We start from the raw sequence: 24,291 nt of genomic DNA on the forward strand, positions 1-24,291 counted from the left end.
GCTGCGCTCCGGTCCACGTCACGCCGGACTGGGCCGTCGCGTCGCTCCGGAACGAGCCGTCACGTCCGTCGGAATACGCAACGTTGTCCCTGATGTCTGCTCCTGCACATCGGTCGCGCGACTGGATACATCGGAGGAGTTTCCTCCTCGTGAGGTGAGCGAGGCACCGTTGATGCGCGGGCGGTGGGCGCCACTACATCGATGGGACGCGCGGTGGTCACAGGCGGCTCAGGAGCCGCGGGAGCGGCGCGTCGACGCCCCCTCACGCGGCTGGGAGGCCCGCGTGGTCTTCGACGCTGCCCGAGTCTTCCCGGCAACTCGGGTAGCGCCTTCGCGCGCCTTCGTCTTGGGCGTACGGCGCTCGCGCTCGTCCTTAAGTACCTTCCGCTGGCCACGCCAGCGCGTGGTCATGTCGAGCACGTAGGACGCGAGCGTGACTTGGCGCTTCTCCCCCACACTTCGCCGCCTCTCTTCGAGCGCCGCCGCAAAAGCCGCCTTGTCGCTCCAGGCAGCGGGGTAGTCGTACCGATCGCACTTGAACCAGAGGACGATGAACGCGCCGTGGCGCGCCCCGGTCGGGAGCATGTACTTCTCGACGAGCTGCTCTTCTAGGCGATCGATCAGCTCGCGCTCTCCGTAGCCTTCGTGTGCGACCTTCAGCTCCAGGACGACGCGGAACGGCGGACCTTCGCCCATGGGGCGCTGGATCAACAGATCGCAGTAGCCCTCTCGGATCGGAATTTCGTCGTCGATGGTGGCAACAAGCCCGGCGCTCTGGAGCTCCTTCCTTAACAGGGGCCAGAGGACGTTCTGGCAGTCCGTCTCCTGTTTCGGGCGCTGGTCGTTCCAGAAGCCTGCGACCGCCTCGGCGCGCTTCTCGAATCCTTCGGCCAGGCGGTCGAGGGCGTCGCAGGTCCACTCGAAGAGGTCGCGCTCGGTGTGCACAGCGCCGACGCGCTCTCGATTGATGAAGTCGAGCAGGTCTCCGGCCGACCAAGCCGACATCGACAGGCGGCTCTCGACGTCCTCGCTGACGTGGCTCAGCCAGCGGGCATCCACGTAGTCGGCGGCTGCGCGCAGGCGCGCCAGCTCGCTGATAGTGCATGCGCGATCGATGGCCTCCATGATGCGGAGGAGGAACGCTTGCAGCGAGTCCGACCGAGGCCAGCGGCTCGTAGTCGGGGTCGCTCGAACGAGGGCGTACCAATCGGCGAGCATGCGCACGGCGTTCGCCGAGGCGCCGGCAGCGGCCGACATGAAGAACGACGCACCGCCTTTCTGCGAATGGCATCTTGGAAAGAGAATGTCGTCATCCAGCAGCGGGACGCGTCCTTGCGAGATCCGCTCCTCCAACTCGGACCAGGCCCAGGCGTCGCCAGCCTCCAGCAGGAGGAGCAACGTCAAAAAAGTGACGGCGTTGTGATGACGCGGGTCCATCTCATCGCTGCGGATGACCTCGCGACGATAGTGCTGTTTCAGCGCCCCTTCATACCCGGAGGGCTTGAAGCGCTCCAGATAGGACACCATCTCGTGATCTCCAAGGGGCCGGACGTCTCCTCGCTCCAGCCGCTCCAGGCATCGGTGCACATAGAGATCGCTTCCGAGATCGCGCAGGTAGGTGAGCACGGTGCCGGGCATGAAGAAGTAGTCCTCGCCTTCGAGGATGTGGAAGATACATCGGCGCCATAGATCCGGGTCGGCCTCCCGCAAGTCGTCGAGGACCACGGCCCGATTCTGACCGCTACCGCTGGATAGGAGCTTTCGACATATATTTTTGATCTTCGTTCGCTCGTTCGCATTGGCTCGAACCACCTTCGCGAGCTGTGCTCGCCATTCGAGCAACTTTTGCTCCGATGACCGCGTGACATGCTGCGGGATCAACCGGAAGTGTGACGAAAACGCGGGCGCACGAGAGCGAGCAAGGCTTACGGCCTCCGCGGTTCGGTGATCCTCCAGCCATCGATAGATCGCATGAAACAAAAAACTATCCTGAGCTTCTGTGAGCCCATCGCAGGAGCCCGGCAGCAGCTCGACCAGGGCATCGCCGGCCGCATCGGCGAGCCTCGACGATACCTTGTAGACCTCGAACGAGGCGCTCCCCGTCGAAAGGGATTGCATCGCATGATCCCACACGCGGCGAAGTAAGGCCGGGTTTGCTTGAAGAAGCCGGCTCGCGGTCGCGTCACCGAACTCGGAGCCGTAGTCTGCCTGAGACCAGTCCTTTAGGATCAGGTCTATAGGCACGTCGTAGAAGTCGATGTTCTGAGCGCATCGGTACAGTCCTTGGAGGGCGCGCCGCCACAAGTCGCCCATTCGCTCCTGAACGGAGGGCATGACGGAGAGCGCTTCTGTTAGCGCTTCGCGCGTGAGCCGCAAGCAGTAGCGGTAGATCTCTCCTTCCAGCGGACCGTGAGTCGTCGTATCTCTTCTTCCGCGGCGAATCTTCGAGAAGTAATCAGCAGGCGAGGGCGCCTCCACGAGAGCATACGCCTCGAGAGCCGTGGCGCGGATGTCATCGGAGTCGTCGTCGAACAAGCCGTGCAGCCGACGCACCGACGCAATGTCCCTCGTCGCGGCGACCACCCGGAGCGCTCTGTTTCGTACGTTGACGTTCTGCGTCGTGTCGAGCGCGAGTTTCACCATGATCGGGTTCAGATCCAGTGCCCCACCCCACGTTTCCGCGACGGCCACGCCCCAATCTCGCGCTCGGGGATCATCGCTGCTCAGGTAAGGTGCGAGCAACGCGGCAACATCATGCGGCCGGAACTTTCGAAGAGCATCTTGAGGCGATCGACCATGAGGTCGCACGCCGGCCCAGGGGATGAGATCCTGGGCTATGCCCCGATCGATGATCTTCTTCGCCAGGGTGTCACGCACCTCTTGAGGTAGAGCCGCGGGCTCTGCGAGGCCTGCAATGAGAGGCTCGTCTTCAAGCAGATGGTCACGGTAGCGGTCATTGCGCTCCGCCAGCGCCATCGCGACGCCCCGAAGATTGACATGCACGCGATCCGGGCCGTCCGCCGGGACGCGCAGGAGTTGCCGCTGCTTGCGCAACGGCATCTCGTTCAGCGCTTCGGCGGTTAGGTGCTCGCGATAGAGCTGGTGCGCGAATCGGCATCGCCCGTCCTGCTGCACGAAGAGGGGCTGCTGGACCAGCGCACTCACCGCCTCCGCCGACGGTCGGTGCCGGTGCTCTCCGAGAGAGCGCGAGTCGTCCAGCCAGTCGACGATCTCTTGCTCGGAGAACTCCGCGTTGACGAAGGTTGCAAGACAGGCGACCTGGGTGGCCAGGAACCGGAGTTGCTCAATGGAAGGCCCGAGGGCACGCGCCACATCCTTCGGCTTCCGTCGGAGCATTTCCATCAAGCGCTGGTCGACGCAGATCCTCCTGGAAGGAGGGAGCGGACGGCCGGCGGCGAACTCGCGGGCCAGGTAGAAGCCGTCGAAGGGCGTCTCCAGCAGCCCTTCAATCCCGCGCTCGTAGCACTGTTCCCTGAAGCGACGCAGCTCTGCGGCGTTGGGCACGATCTGCGCGTATGCTGCGTTGTCGAGGCGGTCCGCGCCGTAGGTGACGAATCCCTCGTCGACCAGCCAGCGCGGATCGTACGCCACGCGCCGGCAGGTCACGCTCACATGGGCAAGCGTGGCCGCATGCGTGCCGAAGAAGTGTTCGACGTCGACGATGCGCCCAGCGTCCGGCCGTGCCTCATCAAGGGCGTCGAGGAAGAGCGCGCATCCGGCGGAGTGCTCCTGCCGTGCGCGCCGGAAGAGCCCGCCGCTCTTGCGGTCCAGCACCTCTTCGATCGGCGTCTGCGAGCTGAGCAGCTTCAACCACTCACCGAAGAGAGGAAGCGGCGCCGTCTCGTCGGCGAGAAACCGCTCCGCAGCCTGCTCGAACGCGAACTGGAGAATGCGGCTCTTGCCTGCCCCGGAATTCCCGAGCAGTACGAGCCGCCTCTCGCGGTGCAGTTCGTCGTCCGGCAGCACGCCCAACGCCCGGGCCCTGTCACGATCATGCGGCCACCAGAGGAGTGGGTTGCTGCTGCCGTACTCGTCCACGGGACGCTGCTCCTTGAGCACCAACCGGCGGACATAAGGCTCCCGGAGCCTGACAAGTTCGCGTCGCACCTCGGCCAGGCGATCACGCACGAACTGCCGGGCGTTGTTTAGGAAGGTCATGACCGCGTCGGGGATCCCGGATCCAGTCGAGCACCGAAGGAGCGCCCACGCTTCCCTTGTCCAGTACCTGATGCCACGGACGTGTCGAAGAGCTTGTCCATATGCCTGCCTGCCGCATGTTACTCGTCGCGATGCGCCGGCCGGAAGCGTCTTCTGAGGACGAGCGATCCGCCAAGTGCCGCCCGCTGCGGGGCAAAACGCTGCCAGCGGGCGTCGATCGCGTTCCGTGGTGCGGCGAGGGGCCGGCTACGATCGACGATCGCCGCAGAAGGTGCGCCGATCAGCCGTCCACCATCGACGACCGTTGAACCCGGGGCGACACTCGCCGCCCCTCCGCCGACGATCGCTCGACCACCGCCCACAATCGCCTGTCGCCGACGCGCGCGCCTTCGCGGGCGGCGTGCCGAAGCGAGTCGGTGGGATCTCAAGTGGAAACTCAGGCATGGCGGCGCCAAGGCGGAGCGCGGCGCCGTGACCTGGGACGCCGAGCAAGGTGATGGATCCGACGGGCGCTGCGTGTCGGTGATCGTCGCGTCCCGCGTCGGATCGGTGAAGACTGCGGCCCCGTGAGCGCCGGCGTTCGCCGTTCACCGCCGGCCCCCGCACCGATCTGGGCCGCGCTCGCCCGCGCGGCGTAGACGTAGCGCCCGCCGAAAAGTCGAAGGCCCGAGGGCTGCCACCCTCGGGCCTTCTGGAGCTCCGCCTACCGGAGTCCCCCACCTTCATCACAAGCCGGGCTCCACGTCCAGAAAACGGCGGCAGGGAGCCCGTTGCCGTCGTCCGCCTACCGCCTCGCCCTCTGCACCCGCTGCCGCGTCCAGCTTCGCCTCTGCCGTCGCTGTGATTGAGGCCAGCGTCTCTGCCTCGACTGCCGCCCGCTCCAGCGTCGTGAGTCGCTGCGCCGCGCCGGCGCCGCCTACCGCACCCGGCCTCGCGCTCGCCGCCTCCAGGCCGCTCGTCAGGCCCGCTACCGCGAGCGGCAGCGGCAGCGGCAGCGGGACAAGTTCTCCGCGCAGAAAGTGACGCATCACGAGGTGACGCAAGCCGCGGCCGCGTCGACGTCCCAACTCGCGCCGGAGCTCTCCTCCGGCCGAAAGGACGACGATGACGATCGAATCCGAGATGTCGGCCGCTGCTCGCTCTGCAAAGCGCAGCTTCCGCCCTGGGCCATGCGCGAGCGGCGCGCTCGGCCAGCTGTTCAACCACGCGCTCCCCGCGTTCCACGAGGGCCTCCGCGGTGACGGGAGGCGGCGGTGATCGCAAAAGAAAAGGAGGCCGAGATCCTGCGCCTCTACCACGGCGAGAAATGGCCCGTCGGCACCATCGCCGGCCAGCTTGGGCTGCACCACACCACCGTGCAACGCGTGCTCGGGCAAGCGGGCGTCGACCCGAAGGTCGTCGCGCCGCGCCCGTCCATGGTCGACCCATTCGTGCCCTTTATCGTCGAGCAGCTCGGCAAGTATCCCTCGCTGCGCTCCAGTCGCCTCTTCGTCATGCTGAGGGAGCGCGGCTATCCGGGCGGTCCCGATCATCTGCGCCGGGTGATCGGCCGTCTGCGCCCCAAGAAGCCGGCAGAGGCATTCCAGCGGCTCCGCACGCTGCCTGGCGAGCAAGCGCAGGTCGACTGGGCGCACTTCGGCAAGTTGCCCGTCGGCCGGGCGCTTCGCCCGCTCTGGGCCTTCGTCATGGTGCTCAGCTACTCGCGGCGGCTCTTCCTGCGCTTCTTTCCCGGCGCGGCGATGCCCTTCTTCGTGCGCGGGCACGTCGAGGCGTTCGCCGACTTCGGCGGCGTCCCGCGCGTGCTGCTCTACGATAACCTCAAGAGCGCCGTCGTCGAGCGCCACGGCGACGCGATTCGGTTCCACCCCACGCTGCTGGCCCTCTCGGCGCATTACCGCTTCGAGCCGCGCCCCGTCGCCGTCGCCCGCGGTAACGAGAAGGGCCGCGTCGAGCGCGCCATCCGCTACGTACGCGAGGCCTTCTTCGAGGCCCGGAGCTACGCCGACCTCGACGACCTTAACCGACAAGCGGCCGAGTGGACCAGCTCCGCGGCGCTCGATCGCTCCTGGGTCGAGGACCGCGCCTGCACCGTGCGCCAGGCCTTCGACGACGAGCGCGGCATGCTGCTGCGACACCCCGACACGCCGTTTCCGGCCCACGAGCGCGTCGAGGTCGAGATCGGAAAGACGCCCTACGCGCGCTTCGATCTCAACGACTACTCGGTCCCCCACGACCGGACGCGCCGCACGCTCGTCGTCCTCGCTGACCTCGATCAGGTGCGCATTGCTGACGGCAACGAGGTCGTCGCGACCCACGTCCGCTCGTGGGACCGCGGCCAGCAGATCGAGCAGCCCGAGCACCTCCAGCGCCTCGTCGACGAGAAGCGCCGCGCCCGCGAGCACCGCGGCCTCGATCGTCTCGCTCGCGCGGCCCGCAGCAGCCAGGCCTTCCTCCGCATCGTCGCCGAGCGCGGCGACAACATCGGAAGCGCGATCGCCCGGCTCCTGCAACTGCTCGACACCGTCGGCGCCGCCGAGCTCGAAGAGGCCCTCGTCGAGGTGCTCGAGCGCGACACGATCCACGTCGGTGCCGTCCGCCAGGTGCTCGACCGCCGCCGCTTCGAGCGCTGCCTGCCGCCCCCCGTCTCGATCCCCGTCGCCCGCGGCCAGCACGCCGACCTCGTCGTCAGGCCACACTCCCTCGCTACCTACGACGCCCTGAAGAAGGACCCGACGCCATGACCGATCTCACACCCACCGAGACCAAGGACCGACTCAAGAGCCTCGGCCTCTTTGGCCTGCTCGCCTGCTGGGAGCAGCTCGCCGACAAGCCCTGGCTTCGCGAGGTGCTCGCCATCGAGGAGCGCGAGCGCCACAAGCGCAGCCTCGAACGCCGCCTCAAAAATTCCCGCGTCGCCGCTTTCAAGCCCATGACCGACTTCGACTGGTCTTGGCCCAAGAAGATCGACCGCGAGGCCGTCGACGACCTCTTCGGCCTCGGCTTCCTCACCACCGGCCACAACGCCGTGCTCGTCGGTCCCAACGGCGTCGGCAAGACCATGATCCTCAAGAACCTCGCCCACCAGGCCGTCGTCCGTGGCCACACGGTCCGCTTCTCGACCGCGAGCGACATGCTCGCCGACCTCGCCGCGCAAGAGTCCTCGGCCGCGCTCGCGCGCCGGCTCCGCCGATACACGATCCCCACGCTTCTCTGCATCGACGAAGTCGGCTACCTCTCCTACGATAGCCGCTACGCAGACCTGCTCTTCGAGGTCGTCACCCGGCGCTACGACGCGCAGAAGCCGCTGCTGCTCAGCACGAACAAGGCCTTCGCCGACTGGGACCAGGTCTTTCCGCACGCCGCGTGCGTCGTCACGCTCGTCGACCGGCTCGTGCACCGCGCCGAGGTGATCGAGATCGAGGCCGAGAGCTACCGGCTCAAGGAGGCCAAGGAGCTGAGCGCCACCCGCAGCAAGCAGCGCCGCGCCAAGAAGCACTGAGCGGCCTCTTCACCGGTGAACTTCACCGGCATCTGACGCGGACTTCACCGGCATCCGGCGTGCTCTTCACCGGCATCGGGTGCGGATTTCACCGGTGAACTTCACCGAATTACCGCGGGTCGCCGCGATCATCTACACTGCGCGCCCGCGGCTCATCGGCCGAACGTTAACGCTCGGGTGCTGCGCCGGTCAGCACGACGCGCCGGAGCTCCGCCCGTGGCCGGCATCGTGCCTGGGGTGTGTCGATTCGTTCGGGCTAGCGGATGGCCGCGATGAGGCGCGAGCAGGCGTGCCTTGTGTCCCCTGCCCGGTGTGTGCTCCGCGTTACCTTCGAGTGAACCGACTCCGCTCGTGGGTGGTCCTGCCATCGGTGCGGGCTCGCCGCCATCGACGGACGCCGCGGGCCCGACGAGCAGCCGGCCGATCGCCTCGTGGACGACATGAGCCGCGACGTGATCCCCGAGGGCGACCGCGCGGCTGAGGGCGCTAGCGAGCGAGGCGACCACAGCGGCGCGCGGCGACGGGTCGGTCCGCGCGAGCTCTCCGATCCCGGGGCTCGCCGGTTGGGCCCACGTTGGGTCCATGCCCCGACGATGAGGGTGCGATCCATCGTCACGCTCTCCCCAAATTCCGGAGGAGCCGACGGATTTCCATGGAGCTGAAGAGCGCTCCGCGCAAAGCTCAATGAGCTCGATTGGTTCCGACTGAGGCTAGACCGCGCGAGCTTTCGGCGTGGCCCAATGCGGGCCCAACTGCGCTGTAGAAATAAGAATCATTACTGGCGAGGTGGCGACCGTGTGGAGGAAACTAATCTATCGTGACTAGCAATAATATGAGCCAGGTTTCTCTCCTCCCCCAGGGTCATCGAATTTCCCGGATGGGACGGTCTTTCAGCAATGCCTTATTGGGTATCCTTCCTTCCCGCGACCCGCCGTGATCAACTCATTCTCCACACCGATTCGTGAATTCTCGGTCCTGCTGGTCAATACTTTGGAGGTATCCAAGGTTCGGGCCACACGAATCGACTGCCACCGATGACCCAGGTTCCGACCACTTGCGGCTCGCCAAACCGCTCCTTGTGTTCCTCGCCACGCGTAATCGATAGTGTCGCTAACCAACAGAGCGTCGCCCCAGCGGCGAGCTGGGGTTCCAGCCATTCTCGACGGACCAGCAGTTCTCCGCCTACTCTAGAGTTCGCCCCGATATAGCGCCGTTCGCGCAGTTCGTCGTTCCAGTAGCGATAGCGAGCAACCCGCCGCTCGCCGAGCGTGACGCTCACCTGATCCGGCTCGATGTTGATGGTGGGCGATCCTGGCAGGAGCCATGTCGCGGGCATGTAAAGGCCACGGGCTTGGAGATCTGGCATAAGCCAAGCGTGGGCGTCAGGCTGAAGCCACCACGCCAGGGGAGCAACCATCCAGTCGCGGATCAGGAAAGCATATTCCTCGAATGTCATGTAGGTTCCCGGCAACGACAACCGGGGCGGAATCGGTTGACAGCCTACCCACAGCATCTCCTCCATCTCCTCTTGAAGCGGCTTCATCGACCCGTGGGCCGATTGAAGAAATGACCTGATCGTCAAATTCGCTCGGAAGTGCGGTCGGTTTCCGACCGGTCCGGCCGCGAACAGCAGAATCTCCCTTTCGTCGGGGTCCCGCTTCTCCAGGTGATTCCTTATCGCCCAACCAACCTCCTCACACAGCGCGTTCAGCTCATCTGCCTCGCCCGGGTCCCCCGGCCACCAATCTGGGCGCTCCGCCGGCCGGACAGCCCATAGCGCAGGGTCAGCCATGGCTGCGACCCGCCGGGCGTGAATCTCGGCTAGATCAACTTCGAGGGCCGCCTCGTCGATCGACCAGTGCAGCGCCCGCAAGTACGCGGAACGGAGCAACATCGAGAGTCGATCATTAATTGCCAGCACCGGCTCGTCAATACCACCTCGATAGTGATGGTCGAAGTACGCGTTCGCTCGAAGCGACAGGCATTGCTGGCGGGCGAGCACGACCGCCTCCCACTCCCACTGACGCGAGAACTCAATGCCATACTTGTTCAACTCGTTGGCCCAGCGCAAGAAAACGGGTGCGAGGTGCGCCTTCACAGTATACGCGAAGTCGTCGATGCCCGCGAAGCCAGCTGCCGGACCCCCCGAATGCCGCTTGCGGAACGTGTATGTTGCCGCGAGCGCCTCTCCATCGTCCCTGAACTCGCGTAGCAGCAGGTCTGCACCGACGGACGGCACCAACTTGGCCTGGCGTGCGATGGCCACGCAGGCACCTGGCGACATGCCGTGCGCGGTGCGCGCAAGGTGCAGCACCATCAGAAGTGTGCACGAGCGAAGTTCGACGTGTTCCGTTGCGTGCCAATCCAGCAACGCCGTCATCGTGGCATCGGAGGTATCCGCGTTGGCCAAAAGCCCGGCCAGCGACGCGCCGGCTCGCTCCTGCACCATTCTTGACGGGCAGTCGAGACGGTCTACGAGCAACCGCAGAGCCACCGGAAGCTCAGGCCGATCGGGAGTCAAGGCCGGAGCGGGAAGCGGCATGTTTGCCGCCAGCCCCGCCCCCCAGCGAACCGCTGCGTCGAGAACGTCGTCCACTCGATCCGCTTCTCCAACCATTGGGAGAAACCGGACCATGCGCTCGATGCTCCAACGAGGGGCTCCCCCCGCCGCTCCCCATCGCGGGCGAGACGTTGCGGCAATGAACTCGAGCCATTGGTCCCTGAATCGAGAACGAAGGAACTTCCAGATCCACTCCACGTCGCTCAGCGGGTAGATATGCCAGATCCAGCCGTACACGACCTCATGGTAGGCAATCAGCCAATCCCACGCGGCTCGTCGACCTGAGCGCTCGACGGCCAGTTCGACCACCGATCTCGCGGTCTGTTTCTCATGCGGGTAGCCGTGCGTCGCTCGGTAAGTCGTCAGGGCAGCAAGCAATCCGTCGGGGTCCTTAGAGCGCCAATGAGTCGTCCAGGCAGCCAGGTGCTCATCCCCGTAGATGCGCGCGTCCCGTAATTCGCCTACGAACTCAGGCAGCCGTTCTGGCGGATAGTCCTCAACCAAGTGTGGGTTCTTATCACTGCCCTCGCTCGAGTATTCCGACCGAGCGTCCGACTGCTTCGGAGGGATCGCCTGCCGACCGCAGTAGGCCAAGGTGCTGGCGAGCACCGACCTAGCCTCGATGTCGTCACTGTCCGCGCGTTCCTGCAATGCCGTCAGTGCCTCCTCGTGAACCAGCGTGCTCGCGAGTGCCCTCTCGTACACAGTCTTCAGCGGAGCGGACTTTGCGAGATCGGTAAAGCAGGACTCGACGATCCAGTGGTGATGCTCTCGCTGGAGAGCTCTAAGGTACGGCGGGAGCGCATTGGGCGCGATTTCGCGGACAACCCCGGCGAGTTTACGCGTGAGATACCTCGTCTCATCACCGTCCGTGATCTCGCCCACTACTTGAATAATGGGAGAGATCGAGCGTAGGCGCGCCAGGGAACGAGCCTTGCTCGCGTCGGGGGCAGCGAGGATCGCCGCGAGCACATCGAACAGGGTGATATCCTTGTGGTATCCGTGTCCCAGGAGGTTCGTTGCGGCGAGGCGCGCCAGAGCGTGCACCTCATCCGATGACCCGTTATGTAACTGGCAGAACTGCGCGAGAGATGCATATTCCGCAGCCCTCGTGTGAAGGTAGTCCCTGCTCCCCTCCAAGCGGGCTCGCTCGCGGTCCATTAGAAGGCGCCCAGCCTGGAAATCGCCCATCGTGAGCCGCCGCGTCACCCGGTCCTCAATCCAGATCCGCTCCCAAGTCCAAGCGCCATCGATCGCTGCCATCACCACGTCGCGCGTCAGTGAGGGCCTGCCGGTTTCGCCGATGTGAAGTTCCTCGAGGTCCTGCGCAATGGCAACCGCTATCCGCGCTACTGCTCCTCGCCTTACGAGGTGATCGTTGTAGTCGTTTGGCTTCACCTCGGGCGGCTTGATCATCGCAAGCCGTGCAACAAGCCATGCACCCCCCACGGCCTCGTCGCCCTTCTTGGAGGCAGCGGCATCGGCTGCGAGGTTGCGCAATACGGAAAGGAAGTTCCGGACCGCGGAAGCGCGGATGTCCAGCCCGACGGCTTCGGCCGGTTCGCCGCCCTCTGCCGCGCAGGCGAGGCAAGAGAAAAAGTAGGAACGTGCCAGTTCGATGAATGTGTTCTCGTCGCGGCCGAAGCGAACCTGCGAGACTGGCAGGAACGATACTTCTCGGGGCGTATCGTGCAGCGGCTCCGGACCTCCTCGACCCCACAAGCGAGCGCACCGGAACAGCCCGGACCGACGCGCTTCGGAGTCCTCAAGCCATCGGCTTGGATCGAAGCCGTCTCTGCAGGCAAGCCGAACGATCTCGTCAACGGCTTCGAATGACACTTGGTCTGCGTGATTCGCCAGAAACCGCAGCTCCTCACGGATGGCGGATGTAGTGTCTCCGATAACGCAGAGCCGAGCGAGTGCCCGCGCATAGGGGCCGCGCGAGCACCAGCTGGGTAGATCGTGGTGTTCCGATACGTGGCGCTGATACGCTCCTTCGGACGGAGTCGTTAGGCTCGCGGCGATCAGGGATGGCAGGCATTCTTCCAGCGACGCGAAGCGGTCGCCCGTCTGGTCGGTTCGCCGCGCAGCGGTATTCCATCGCTCACTGCACTCCCGGAGTAGTTCCCGACAGATCCCATTCTGCCCCACCGAGAATGCCACCTCCGCGACAGCCTCGATTTCCTCCTCGGTTGCGCGCGCTTTGCGCGAAAGAAACAGGTTCAATTCAAGCTCGCGGTTGCGTGGATCACGATTGTGGAGCGCCAGCCACAACAGACTCGATAGGACGCCTTCAGCGCTGCCCGCTTCTTCAAGATACGCGTCGATATAGTGGCGTTCCGTCGCCACTCCGAGGTGGCGTGCCCGAAGTGCAGCCCATCCACTCGCGGCCACCACATCCGCGATTTCCGTTCGGCTCCGGCCCGCCGCAAGGGAATCCACACACCAGTCCAACGTCGCTGACGAGATGAGTGGCGCGGTTTCTCCGTTCTTGGCGCGCTCTTCCCACTCGTGCCTCCACCGCCAGTACTCGGGTGCGCGATTGGTGAGCCAATCCACGACTTGGGGTCGAAGCGATTGTGCGGCGGTCTGGTGGTCGGGCAACGCTTGGACGAAAGCCAGAAGGCTCTCGTGGAACGCGGTTACGCCGGCTCGCGAGTTGCCGAGGACGTGTCGGATGGTTCGTTCCGCCTGCTCAAGTCGAACAAGGTCGGCCTGCGGAGCCAAACATCGCACCAGGCCGTCGCGGGGCCACGCCCAGTGGAAACCGGCAAGCAGATGGAGGAGCTGATGTCCCTCCGGACTGATATCCTCCCAGAGTGCCCGGTAGTAGGTCGCGACGCTGCTGTTGGGATCAAAATTCGGCAACGCCCGCACTTGGTCCGGGCGAACCGTGGCGCCGCCCTGTCGGGCCGCGCTCAGAGTGTAGTGCAGGACCAGCGGATGCCCGCCGCTCACATCGCGGAAGGCGTCTGCCAATTCGTCGAGCACCCGGTAGGCGTGCTCTCTATCTTTGGGTAGTCCGAGTTCGTGCTCGTGGTATTTGAGCCACTCATGAACCCCTTCTCCATCGAGAACCGAAACCTCTAGCCATCGATCGCGGGAGCACAAGTCGCGGAGCTTCCGTGGAATTCGAGCGATGTCGATATCCTGGGTACCTACTACGACGACAACACCATCCGGTGCGGGCAGGAGAAGGTCGAACAGCTGCCGAAGTCCTTCCTCGCTGCCGGTGTCACGCCACACATGGTCGAGGCCGTCCACGATGACCACGAGCGGGGCCATGCCTGCACGCTCGCGGCCCGCCGCCATGAGGAACTCACGCAGCGTTCCTGGTAATGGGTTTTGGCAATCGGCGGTTCGTATGAGTTTTTCGTACGAGGAACGAAGCTGTCCGATGATGGCGTCTGCGGCCGTCTTCCAGTCCGTCCGGAGCGGGGTCGCGTCCGTCGTGGACAGGAAGTAATGATGGCGCACAACGGGTACGTCCGCGTGACGGAGGTGGCCCACAAGCCAGCTCAGGTAGGTGCTCTTGCCGGTTCCGGGGCGGCCGGTCACGACGAGAAGGCTCTCACCGCCCGCTCGGAGCCGCGGCTCTACCACCCTGTCACTCCAGACTTTGGGAGCGACGTAGTCTTCCGGCACAAGGAAGCCCTGTGGAATCGGGGAGGGAAGGTGCCAGAGGGCCGCCGCGCGCAGATCCGCCAGGGTGATTGTCCCGTCGGATGTGGGCTCGTCTTTGCGGTTGATCCAGCGACGGATCTTTTCCATCAGGCTCGACCAGCCTTCCGCGGTACCGCCAAGACGCTGGAATCGTTGCCGAAGGGCGGTGTCGAGCGCTTCGAACGACCGCTCCTTAAAGAAGAAGTGGAACGATGCGAAGAACGAGGAAGCGGCAGCCGGCCCCCCCAGTTGCGCTGAGATGGTGGCCTGCAGAGAGGCTGACAGCCCATTGAAGTCCACGAGACCGGAATCCGATAGGTGGGCTCGGATAGCGGCGCTCGCAGCGCGGTTGGTGAGGAGCGCAGCCTCGCTCACCGCAATGCCCGAGGCAACCACGTTGTCGAACGACGTCTTCCACTTCTGGAGCAGGGAAGGTTTCGGCCCTTTCTTCCCTCTCTCCTGCTCGGTCAGATGGTCCCACTCCCACTCGACGGCGGCGTCGGTGCCGAACTTCACCTGTAACAACCGGCGGGTCCCATCGGTGCGCTCCGCCTGAATGTCATCGAGCGAACCGTCCATGGTCTCCAGGCGGACCCAGTGGTAGGCGTCCTGCTGCTCGAGCCATTCGATAAGCACCTCTGCCGACTGGAGGTCCTGATACTGGTCGCCCGTTCGACGTGCGCCGGATGCGGTGTAAGAGGTCACGCGTCCCTCGCCCAGTCCAGGCACACGTGCTCGACCTGCTCGATCACCGTCAATACGTGGCCATCGCTCCATGATATTGGCACAGCCGAGCCGAACTCGGCGTGCTTATTGGCTGGCTTGGTGGCATGCCGAGTTTCCTCGCAAGCACAGATCCGTGAAATTGTGGTTCTATACGGCAAGGGCGCCTCCCTATGACTGTTGAAACGTTGCTGTTTCCAAGGCTGGCAGTATCGGCGACTCGAACATTCTCGTCAGGATTCGGAGACCATGAGTACTACGAGAAATGACGAAGTTTCCAGTTCAGTGACGGCGTTTGTTCGTCGGCGACCACCCACAGACGGATGCTGCAACGAGGTTCAGTATGTGTCAATGGCGATCCAGCCATCCGTCCATCGATGGGGCCATGCGACCCGCGCAGCTTGATCACGAGGGTGCATGTGGAGCTGCGCCGGGCGGGCATGGCGCCGGAACTGATCTCGACCGAGTACCCGCAGGCGGTCGTCGAAGCTCACCCCCGCGAGCGCACACCAGAGCTGCCGCCCCGCTCGCATCCGGCACCCGCCTTCCACACGGATAGAGCTCACGGAATGGGGTGGAACGGCATGGCCGTGCGAGCCTCGGGCATGCCTCGTCCAGCGACAGCAGCGGCGGGCACACCCGGAGGGGCCTGGGCTCCCCGGCCCCTCGCAAGCCTAGTACCTCTGACCCATCGGTTCGCTTCAAGCACCGCGTACAGCTGGCACGGAAGGCCGTCTCGATCGCCACATGGATCGAGGCGGAGAACGCGAAGGGGTACACCTGTGCGTGCGGGTGCGATAAGCCCATCCGGGTGCTGCGCCAGCACCATTGGGAGGGCATATCCCGCTACCTTCGCGCACACCACCCCATGGCGATGCCCATGGAGACGCACCGGCTGAAGGAAGCGGGGCTCCTCACCTCGGCGGTCGTCACCAAGGAGCTCGGCCTCAGCGCCACGACGCTCCGTCGCCTTGAAGGGAAGCTCTTCGAACCCGTGCCGAGGCAGGGGAAGCGCCAGATGCGGGTCTTCACCTCTGAGCAGGTGGAGGTCCTTCGGGAGGCGCTCTGGGAGAAGACCCGGCTCGGCTCGAAGCCCGAGCTCGTTGGACTGTCGAGGTGGCGCGTCGGCTAGGTGCAATGCCGGTCAGTTAGCTAAAGAACGAGGCCACGAACGGCTGGGAGCCGCTCGGCCATCCTACGGTCGACATGGACGCCAGCCTGGTCTGCGAAGAGACGCCGAGCTTCTCCGTGTTCGCGGTGATGATGTGCGACGACGCTGATGGCGACGGAGTGTGCGACGTCGAAGACAACTGTCCCGGCACAGCTAACGGCGATCAGCAGGACCGCGACGGCGGCGCCATCGGGAGCGCCTGCGACGACGAGGAAGAGACGGCGTGCTCGGGCGATGACTGCTGATCAGGCGCCGGTAGTGCCGGAGGAGCCGATGGCACCGGAGGGAACGAGCCGACAGGAGCGGGAGACGACGCGGCTGCGGGCTCCAGCGGGAATACGATGGTTCCCGAGGACGGAGCCCATCCCATCCACGTCGATGAGGCCGGCTGCCAGTGCCGGTTCGCCTCGGCGCCGCCGGCGCAGGGGCCGAGCTCGCTCCGTGGTGCGATGGGAGCCGCCTTGAGCAGCCTGCTCCCCGCGGGGCGCCGCTCGAAGCGTCGCACCGCCCGCCCATCGCCATAGGCGTGGCCCCTTGCGGCTCCCGCCGGGGTCGACGATGCTGGACGCGGGCGCCGCTGGCCCGCGACGCGCGTGGGCGCGGGAGGACGCCCGACGAGGGCGTCTTCGCCTGCGTTGGAGACGGAGGCCCGCCGTTCAGCGCGCGTCGGCGTCGCGAGCGGCGGGCTCGACATCCGGCCCAAGCTTGCTCACCCCGCCGGTATCGCCGACAGCCCGAGAAGCCGACCGATCGCCTCGTGGACGACACGGGCCGCGTCCTCATCGCCGAGGGCGACGGCACGGCTCAGGGTGCCGGCGAGCGAGGCGACCACGGCGGCCCGAGGCGACGGGTCGCCTGACGCCAGCTCTCCAAGCCCAGGCACCGGCAATTGGGCCTGGGTTGGGTCGATGCCTTCCGAACGGGTGCGATCGGTGATCTGGTGCCCCCAAAATCCCGGGTGAAGCGACGGATCGCGACGGTTCGGCACCGGAAATTCGTTCCTCCAACAAAAGATGCGTGACACCCGTCTCCCAGTGGACGTGCCTCTAGCAAAAGATGGGCGGTACCCGTCTCTGCGCTGGAGAGGCCTTCCTCCGACCCCACGATCCCTGGCCAGCACTTCCCGCCAGCGCTCTGGTGCAAGCCTCACCCGCGTTGCGGCGGGGGCCCTCGACGCCCCGGCCAGGCTCGCGTGTGCTGGCATTCCGGCCCCGCTGGTGCAGGATCCACCCATGGACAAGCCCACGCTCGATCTGCCCAAGCTCACCGCCGATGAGAAGCTCGAGCTGAGCGATGACCTTTGGCGAAGCCTTTCCTCGGACGACCTTCCGCTGAGCTCCGAGCTTCGTGCTGAGCTCGACCGCCGCCTGGACCGCCTCGAGCGCGAGGGCCCCCTCGGTCTCCCCTGGGAGGACGTCCGAGCCGAGATGACCACCCGCGAGTCGTGAGCCGCGTCGTCTTCCTCGCCGCTGGAGACTGATCGGATCCTCCCGAGCCAGCGACCCGCGAGACGCTCGCCTTCCGCCGCCGCGCCGCGGCGCGGAGCCTCTTCCCATAGCTGGACGCCCGGGTAATCTCGGACGCTCGGGAGGTGGGCCACGAACACGAACAGCGCATCGAGCCCGCGCGCGCGGGCGACGACCACGAAGTCCACGGCAGCCAGGAAGAGCAGCGCCGAGAAGCCGAAGAAGGCTGCCGTGCCCCGCACGGCCGCAGCGTCGAAGAAGGCTGCCGCGCCCCGCACGGCCGCAGCGTCGAAGAAGGCTGCCGCGCCCCGCACGGCCGCAGCGTCGAAGAAGGCGCCCGCGAGGCAGAAATCTACGGCGAGCAAGAAAGCTCCGCCGCCCTCGCCCCTGCCGAAGCTCCTCGGCATCCTCGAGTCCCAGAAGCAACTCGGCGGCGCGTCGTACCCCCCGACGATCGCGCGGCTCGCGGAGCTGGCCGGTGACAAGCCCACGGCGACCATCAAGGCGCTGATCACCGAGGAGGCGAAGGCGCGCGTGCTGCTTTCTCGCGACGCGGAAGGTAGGAAGAAGCCGGCGCCCGGCACCACGCTCGTGCTGCTCGCGGACGACCTCCAGGCCGTCGCGCAGTCCGACCGGCTCCTGGAGGTGCAGCTCCAGTCGGCGCGCAAGCCCGATGCGCCGGCGGTCGATCTAGCGCAGCTCCCCAAGGGCCTCCTGCCTGCCCTGGGCCGCGCGTTCAAGGCGGCGCTCGATCAGCGCCTCGCCGAGCGCCGGATTCCCCGGACCATCGGCGCCTTGACCGGCAAGAAGCCGCTGTTCTTCTTCCTCGCCGACGCCGTCCTTCCGGCTGCCGACTCGCCCGCGCGCCCCGCCACGGCCCCGACCGACGGCGCTCCCCGCCCCACGGCCCCTCGCGGCGCCCGCACAGCGCCTGCCGAGCCCGCCGACGCGGCGCCCACCGACGCCCCCGCCAACGGCGTCCCCGCCGCCTCGCTTGCCGGCACCCCCGCCGCCTCCCTTGCCGGCGCCCCCGCGGCCTCCCTTGCCGGCGCCCCCGCCGCCTCCCTTGCCGGCGCCCCCGCCGCCGCCCCCACCCCCTCCGCCCCCTTCGCCGACCGCTTCGACGCCGCCTTCACCGCCCTCGACCGCCACGCCGGCGGCCACAACTACGTCACCCTCCGCGCCCTCCGCGCCGCGCTCCCCGACGTCCCGCGCGCCACCTTCGACGCCGAGCTCGCCGCCCTCCGGCGCCAGCGCCGCTACTCGCTCGACCCCTCCGACGGCCGCCACCACCAGATGGCCGAGGCCGAGCGCGAGGCCGGCATCCTCGAAGCCGGCAACCTGCTCGTCTACGTCGCGCGGAGGCACGACGCATGAGCGCCGAGGAGCCCACGTTCGAGCGCTTCCTCCAGGCGCTCCGAGGCACCAACCCGTTCCGCAGCCACCGCATCACCGACGTCGGGGGCGGCGAGGCCACGGTCGAGTCGATCCACAAGAACGCCTTCACCAAGCTCACGCGCGTCGTGCAGGACGCCGCCAAGGAGCCGACAAGCATCGGCGCCCTGCTCATCGGCGCGCCCGGCGTCGGCAAGAGCCACCTGCTCGCGCGCCTCTTCCAGTGGGCCGGCGAAGACAAGGCCACCGTCGTCTACCTGCACAACATCCTCGCCTCGCCCGAGCGGATGCTCCGGTACGTGCTCAACGCGACCGTCAGCGACCTCGCGGGCCACCGCGGGAGCGACTACACGCAGTCGCGCCTCTACACCATCCTCAACCGCGCCCTCATCCGGACCGGCGCGTTCAAGGGCCGCAAGATGATGACCGGCCCCAAGGAGATCGAGGCGCGCAAAGAGGCGCTCGCCCGCCTCGGCGCCAAGATCGACCCCCAGAACGCCGTCATCCCCGTGCTCAACGCGTTCCTCACCGGGACGTCGCACGCGAGCCTCGGCGACCCGAGCGCCGAGAAGCGCGCCCTGGCCGCCGTGCTCTGGCTCTCCGGCGAGACGCTCGGGCCCGACGAGGCGCGCCTGCTCGACCAGACGCGCCTGCTCGATCAGGCCGCCGGCGACGAAGGCCTCTCCCTCCCGGACGACGCCGCGGTGGAGCGCGTCCTCCACGTCCTCTCCCACCTGTGCGCGCTCGCCGAGCTCCCGCTCGTGCTCTGCCTCGACCAGGTCGACAACCTCGATCCGGACGCCGTGCGCGCCCTGATGTCGTACGCCCACGCGCTGCTCGACCGGGCCAAGCACCTCGTCGTGATCGTCTCCGGCGTGAAGCAGTCCATGCTCTCCCTGCGCACCGGCGAGGTGATCCCGGCCGCCGCGTGGGACCGGATCGCCGAGCGGATCCTCGAGCTGCACATGATCTCGCCCGAGGAGGCCCGCGCCATCCTCGCGGGGCGGCTCGACGCCGCGCTCTCCGGCTTCGAGGAGAAGGAGATCGAGGAGGTCATCGCCGCCCGCAAGCGCGATCGGCTCTTCCCGCTCGGCAGCGAGTGGCTCGAGCGGCGCCTCGACGGCGTGCAGGAGCTCCGGCCGCGCGACGCGATCCTCTGGGCGCGCGACCGCTGGGAAGCGCAGCAGGACCGGCTCGCGGCCGTCGGCGGCAAGCGCTGGCTCAAGGAGTGGCCCGGCCCCGAGGACGGCGGAACGAAGCCGCCGCCGCCGAAGCTCGAGGACGTCATCGACGCCGAGGTGAGAAAGAAGGTCGAGGAGGGCAAGAACCGCCGCCGGCTGCAGCAAGCGTCGCTGCCGCCCGACGAGGACAACCTCGCGAGCCTGACGCAGCGCCTGCTCTCCAGGTGCGCCGGCAAGGCCAACGCGACGCTCCTCGGCATCGAGCACCTCACCGCAAAGAAGCGGGGCAAGGCCCCGGCGTATCACCTCCTCGCCAAGGAGAGGCGCGCCGACGGCGTGATCGTGACCACGGGCGTGACGTTCCTCTGCGCGCCGAGCGGGCACGGCGCGCGGACGCCGCTCCAGCGCATGGCCGAGGACACGAAGCACACGGACAAGCGCATCCTGGTCACCGACGAGGAGCGCCGGCCGCTGCGGCTCGGCGGCGCCGGCAAGGCCGCGTACGACGCGCTCGGCAAGCTGGGCCGCCAGCGCTTCCTCCACCTCCACCTCGACTTCGCCGGGCACGCGGAGCTCGACTCGCTGGTGGGGCTCCTCGGCGCCGCGAAGAGCCAGGACCTCGAGATCGAGCACCCGCGCGGGCAGTACCGCAAGGTGACCGAGGACGAGGTGATCGCGTCCTTCCAGCGCCAGAGCCTGCTGCTCGCGCACCCGCTGCTGCGCGAGCTACTCACCGAGGAGATCGTCAAGGGCGGCACGGACTCGGTGCCGCCCCCGCCGTGGGATCCGCAGCAGACGCGCGAGCACGTCATGGCCGAGCTGTCGTGGCGCCTCGGCCTGATGGCCAAGGAGCTCGCGCAGATCTTCGCGGGCCGGAAGAAGGTCCCGGAGAAGCGCTTCCCGGAGGTCTGGTCGCACATCAAGAAGACGGCGCAGGCGCTCCACGACGAGGGGCTCGTCCACGCGACGGCCACCGACGACGACCTCTTCGTCCAGCTCCGGGGCAGGAAATGAGGCTCGTCCACGTCAACGTGACCCAGCTCCGCGTCGCGGCGACGTGCCCGAGGCTCCACTGGTTCGACACGCGCGCCACGGCCGAGCGGCAGGACGGGCGAAAGGTGGTGAGCCGCATCTGGCGCAAGGGCGGGGAGGCGCCCGGCTGCGGCGCGCTGTTCCACACCGCGGTGGAGCGCTTCAACGCCGCCGCCGCGAGCTCGGACGAGGTGCTGGCCGCGCTCGAGGGCGCCCGCGACGCCGCGGCCCTCCAGCAGGCGCTGATGCGCTGGTTCAACGCGAGCTGCCTCGACCTGGACGCCTTCGCGGCGCGCCCGGTGCCGCTGCGGCTGGGCTTCATCGCCGCGGTCCAGGTCTACATGGACGAGCTCGCGCGCCTCGCGGTGCACGCCCGGGCGGCGGGCCTGCCGGCCGCGGAGCTCAGGAGCCAGCTGTTCGGGGACTCGCGCAAGCGGGTCGACGTGACGTTCCACGTGGGGGAGGACGTCCACGTCCACGTGACCGGGGCGATCGACTACGTGTACTTCGATCCGCGGCTCGGGAAGCACCGCATCGTCGACTACAAGCTCACGCCGGCGACCTCTCCCAACAGCGATCTGTTCCAGGTCTTCACGTACGCGCTGATGCACCACCACCAGCACGGCACGAAGCCGGACGTGGCGGTGTTCTACCTCCACCCGACCCGCAGCGTGCGGGAGGCGCGCTGGGAGGAGGTCGAGGCGAAGCGCGGCAAGATCCACGAGCTCATCGCCAGCATGGTGGCCTGGTCCGACCACGCGCTCGGCGCCGGGGGGCTCTCGCCGCCGGGCGACCGCACCTACTGCGACGGCTGCAAGCACGAGCGCTCCGGGGCCTGCGTCGCAGAGCTCGGCCACAAGGACAGGGGCGCGTGGGACCGGCGCTGGGCGGCGCTCGAGGCGACGCGCGGCGAGGCGCCGGAGGAGGGCGCGCGCGTCGCGGCCGGCGCGCCGCTCGAAGACGAGCCGATGGTGGAGGACGATCCCGAGCTGGAAGAGGCGTTGGCGGTCGTGAAGCCGGCCGGCGAGCGCCCGAGGCCGGCGCCGGGCCGAGGGAAAAAGGCGCCGGCGGAGGCGCCGCCGGGCGGCGCGCGCTCGACGCCGGCGGAGGCGCCGCCGGGCCGTGGGAAGGCGCCGCCGAGCGGTGAGCGCTCGACGCCCACGGCGCTCGACGCGGGAGCAGGGCCGCCGGCGGCGCGCACCGCGGACGTCGCCGGCATGCTCCTCGGATTCGACGACGGCGGCTCGCCCGTCTGCATGGATCCCGCGGTGCTGCGGACGCACGTCTCGGTGGTCGGCGCGGCGGGCAGCGGCAAGACGTGGATGGCCAAGATCATCGCGGAGGAGGCGCTGCGGGCCGGCGTCCCCGTCCTCGCGATCGACCCGCAGGGCGATCTCGTCCAGATGATGGAAGCGCGCCCGCGCTCCGACGTGCCGCCGGCGCTGCTCCGCGCGTGGGAGGAGCTCCAGGAGCGCATGGAGCCGCGCATCCTCACCCCGGGGTCCTCGCACGGCCAGCGGCTCTGCCTCGACCCCCTGAGGCTCCCGAGCGCGAGCGAGCTGTCGCACATCGCGAACCCCGCGCTCCGCGCCGAGGAGGAGGAGGGATTGCTCGTGGCGGTGGCGGCCAACCTCGTCAGCCTGTGCGCGTGCGGCGGTGAGGAGGAGTCGCAGCGCACGTTCCTCTACCAGGTGCTGCAGCGCCTGCCGCGCGCGGCGCCGGTCCGGCTGAGGGACATCGTGGCCGCCGTCACCGCCCCCGAGGACCTGGGCATCGACGAGGTGGACAGCCTGATCCGCAAGTCCGAGCGCGAGCGGCTCGCGCGCCGGCTCAACACCTTTGTGCAGGGCCCGTCCGCGCGGCTGTTCTCGGGAGGGACGCGCCTCGACTTCACCGAGCTGCTCCGGCCCTCGAGGCCGGGGCGCGTCCCGCTCAACATCGTTTACCTGAACGCGCTCAGCAACGACGACGAGAAGCACTTCTTCCTCGCGGCCCTCGCGACGGAGCTGTACCGGTGGATGATCACGACCGTGGACGCGACCTCCGGCGGCGTGAACCTGCTCTTTTACATCGACGAGGCGCGCGACTGGATCCCGGCCGGCGGCAGCAAGCCGCCCGCGAAGCAGCCGCTCATCCGGCTCTTCACCCAGGGCCGGAAGTACGGCGTCGGTTGTTTGCTATGCACCCAGAGCCCTCGCTCGGTGGATTACAACGTGTTCGGCAACACGAGCACGAAGCTCGTCGGACGGCTGGAGGCGGCCCAGGACGTGGAGCGGGTGAGCGACTGGTTCACGATCGAGGGCGGGGCCCCTCCCTGGGTCGCCGCGCGCAAGGGGGCGCCGAAGGGGAGCTTCGTCGCGCGCTGGCCCGACATGCCCGCGGCGCTCGCGGGCCGCGCGTTCAAGGGGCGAACGCTGTTCACGCGCCACGCCGGCGCGTGGTCGCCCGACCGCGTGGAGCGGGCCGTCACCGAGGCGGGGCTCCGCGGCCCGGGCGGGTGACGCGCCCGGCGTTTGCGGGGGTCTCGAGGCTGCTGGGTCGAGATGGCTTCCCAAGGTGAGAAGTTCGCCGAGCTCGCCGAGCGAATCGAACGCGAGCTGAAGCGCATGAATGATGCTGCGGCCGCCGCTGCTCGGCTCGGCCCCGCGCGGGCACGGGAAACGGCGATTCCCTGGTTCGCCCGCGTCCTTTCGAGATTGCGACGTCGTTCGAAGGAACCACCGAACGCCGGGGATGAGGAAGCTCGCCGGTTCGACGAGGTGGAACGCCGCCTGGAATCCCTCGAGAAGTACGGCGCGGCGCTGGCGCGAGAGGCTGAACAGCATGCCGCGAACGCCGGTGAGTGGGAGCGACGCGCGGAGCTCGCGGTCCTGGCGGGCGATGATGATCTCGCGCGCGATGCGCTCTCGCGGCAGCGCGAGGCGCTCCACCGCGCATCGTCGCTCGAGCGGCAAGCCGCGACGATCTCGGCGGCGATGGCCGAGTACACGTCCGCTCTCGCCGCCCTCAAGGCATCCTCGCGTTGAGGGGGGTGTGACAGACACCGCGATCCGGGCCAGCTCTGCCCGCCTGCGCGAACTCGGGGCCCGCGGCGAGTAGCCCCGCGCCACCCGCGTTCGAGTCGTCGATCGTGGGAAGGCTGCTTACGGCTGGACTCTCCTCCGTCCTCCGTCCTCCGTCCTCCGTCCTCCGTCCTCCGTCCTCCGTCCTCCGTCCTCCGTCCTCCGTCCTCCGTCTTTCGTCTTTCGTCTTTGCTCTTCCGTGCGCGTGCGCGTGCGCGATTCCCGGAATCAGCGCGCACGCGCACGAAAGACGCGCACGAAGACGGGGGATGGGGGACGGGGGACGGGGACGGTGTCTCAGCCCCAGCCGAGAACCGCTCTAAGCCCGCTCCGCTCCGATCGGCCCACGCCGCTCTCGTC

At 67.6% G+C, this 24,291-nt stretch carries 13 protein-coding genes; 9 read left to right on the forward strand and 4 right to left on the reverse strand.

Features of this window, described 5'->3' with window-relative positions:
* Window positions 1–228: 228 nt before the first annotated feature.
* Both WME98_RS24250 and WME98_RS24255 read right to left on the reverse strand, forming a co-directional pair.
* On the reverse strand, window positions 229–4,179 hold the full coding sequence (locus tag WME98_RS24250) for an NACHT domain-containing protein (RefSeq protein WP_437953417.1): 3,951 nt from the start codon (window positions 4,177–4,179) through the stop codon (window positions 229–231).
* A gap of 725 nt (window positions 4,180–4,904) precedes the next feature.
* On the reverse strand, window positions 4,905–5,381 hold the full coding sequence (locus tag WME98_RS24255; protein ID WP_437953418.1) for a hypothetical protein: 477 nt from the start codon (window positions 5,379–5,381) through the stop codon (window positions 4,905–4,907).
* A gap of 51 nt (window positions 5,382–5,432) precedes the next feature.
* On the opposite strand from WME98_RS24255, the gene istA reads away from it, so the two are divergent.
* Complete coding sequence (gene istA / locus WME98_RS24260) at window positions 5,433–6,920, forward strand: IS21 family transposase (RefSeq protein ID WP_437953419.1); 1,488 nt, start codon at window positions 5,433–5,435, stop codon at window positions 6,918–6,920.
* The gene (locus WME98_RS24265) at window positions 6,917–7,678 is read left to right on the forward strand and encodes an ATP-binding protein (RefSeq protein ID WP_437953420.1); all 762 of its coding nucleotides are present in this window, start codon (window positions 6,917–6,919) and stop codon (window positions 7,676–7,678) included. Before istA ends, WME98_RS24265 begins: the two co-directional genes overlap by 4 nt.
* A 982-nt stretch (window positions 7,679–8,660) precedes the next feature.
* On the opposite strand, the gene WME98_RS24270 is transcribed toward WME98_RS24265, so the two are convergent.
* Window positions 8,661–14,606: an AAA family ATPase gene (locus WME98_RS24270; RefSeq protein WP_437953421.1), complete on the reverse strand. Its 5,946-nt coding sequence runs from the start codon at window positions 14,604–14,606 to the stop codon at window positions 8,661–8,663.
* An 898-nt stretch (window positions 14,607–15,504) separates the two neighbouring features.
* On the opposite strand from WME98_RS24270, the gene WME98_RS24275 reads away from it, so the two are divergent.
* Window positions 15,505–15,756, forward strand: coding sequence for a MerR family transcriptional regulator (locus WME98_RS24275; protein ID WP_437953422.1), 252 nt, complete (start codon window positions 15,505–15,507; stop codon window positions 15,754–15,756).
* A gap of 74 nt (window positions 15,757–15,830) precedes the next feature.
* Window positions 15,831–16,040, forward strand: coding sequence for a hypothetical protein (locus tag WME98_RS24280; protein ID WP_437953423.1), 210 nt, complete (start codon window positions 15,831–15,833; stop codon window positions 16,038–16,040).
* A gap of 464 nt (window positions 16,041–16,504) precedes the next feature.
* On the opposite strand, the gene WME98_RS24285 is transcribed toward WME98_RS24280, so the two are convergent.
* Entirely contained in the window at window positions 16,505–16,783 is a 279-nt protein-coding gene (locus WME98_RS24285; protein ID WP_437953424.1) for a hypothetical protein, read from the reverse strand.
* Window positions 16,784–17,027: 244 nt separating this feature from the next.
* Between WME98_RS24285 and WME98_RS24290 the strand changes: the two genes are divergently transcribed.
* The 5 genes from WME98_RS24290 to WME98_RS24310 all read left to right on the forward strand — a co-directional run bounded on the left by WME98_RS24290 (window position 17,028) and on the right by WME98_RS24310 (window position 23,895).
* Window positions 17,028–17,243, forward strand: a complete 216-nt coding sequence (locus WME98_RS24290; protein ID WP_437953425.1) for an addiction module protein — start codon at window positions 17,028–17,030, stop codon at window positions 17,241–17,243.
* A gap of 249 nt (window positions 17,244–17,492) precedes the next feature.
* Complete coding sequence (locus WME98_RS24295) at window positions 17,493–18,638, forward strand: hypothetical protein (RefSeq protein WP_437953426.1); 1,146 nt, start codon at window positions 17,493–17,495, stop codon at window positions 18,636–18,638.
* The gene (locus WME98_RS24300) at window positions 18,635–20,851 is read left to right on the forward strand and encodes an ATP-binding protein (protein WP_437953427.1); all 2,217 of its coding nucleotides are present in this window, start codon (window positions 18,635–18,637) and stop codon (window positions 20,849–20,851) included. The genes WME98_RS24295 and WME98_RS24300 overlap by 4 nt, the downstream gene beginning before the upstream one ends.
* Window positions 20,848–23,370, forward strand: a complete 2,523-nt coding sequence (locus WME98_RS24305) for a helicase HerA-like domain-containing protein (RefSeq protein WP_437953428.1) — start codon at window positions 20,848–20,850, stop codon at window positions 23,368–23,370. The genes WME98_RS24300 and WME98_RS24305 overlap by 4 nt, the downstream gene beginning before the upstream one ends.
* Window positions 23,371–23,412: 42 nt before the next feature.
* Window positions 23,413–23,895 carry a PspA/IM30 family protein gene (locus WME98_RS24310; RefSeq protein WP_437953429.1) on the forward strand — a complete coding sequence of 161 codons (483 nt, stop codon included), beginning with the start codon at window positions 23,413–23,415 and terminating at the stop codon, window positions 23,893–23,895.
* Window positions 23,896–24,291: the final 396 nt, after the last annotated feature.

The organism is Sorangium sp. So ce296, from assembly GCF_051529605.1.
In the GTDB taxonomy this organism is placed as follows: Bacteria; Myxococcota_A; Polyangia; order Polyangiales; family Polyangiaceae; genus Sorangium; species Sorangium cellulosum_D.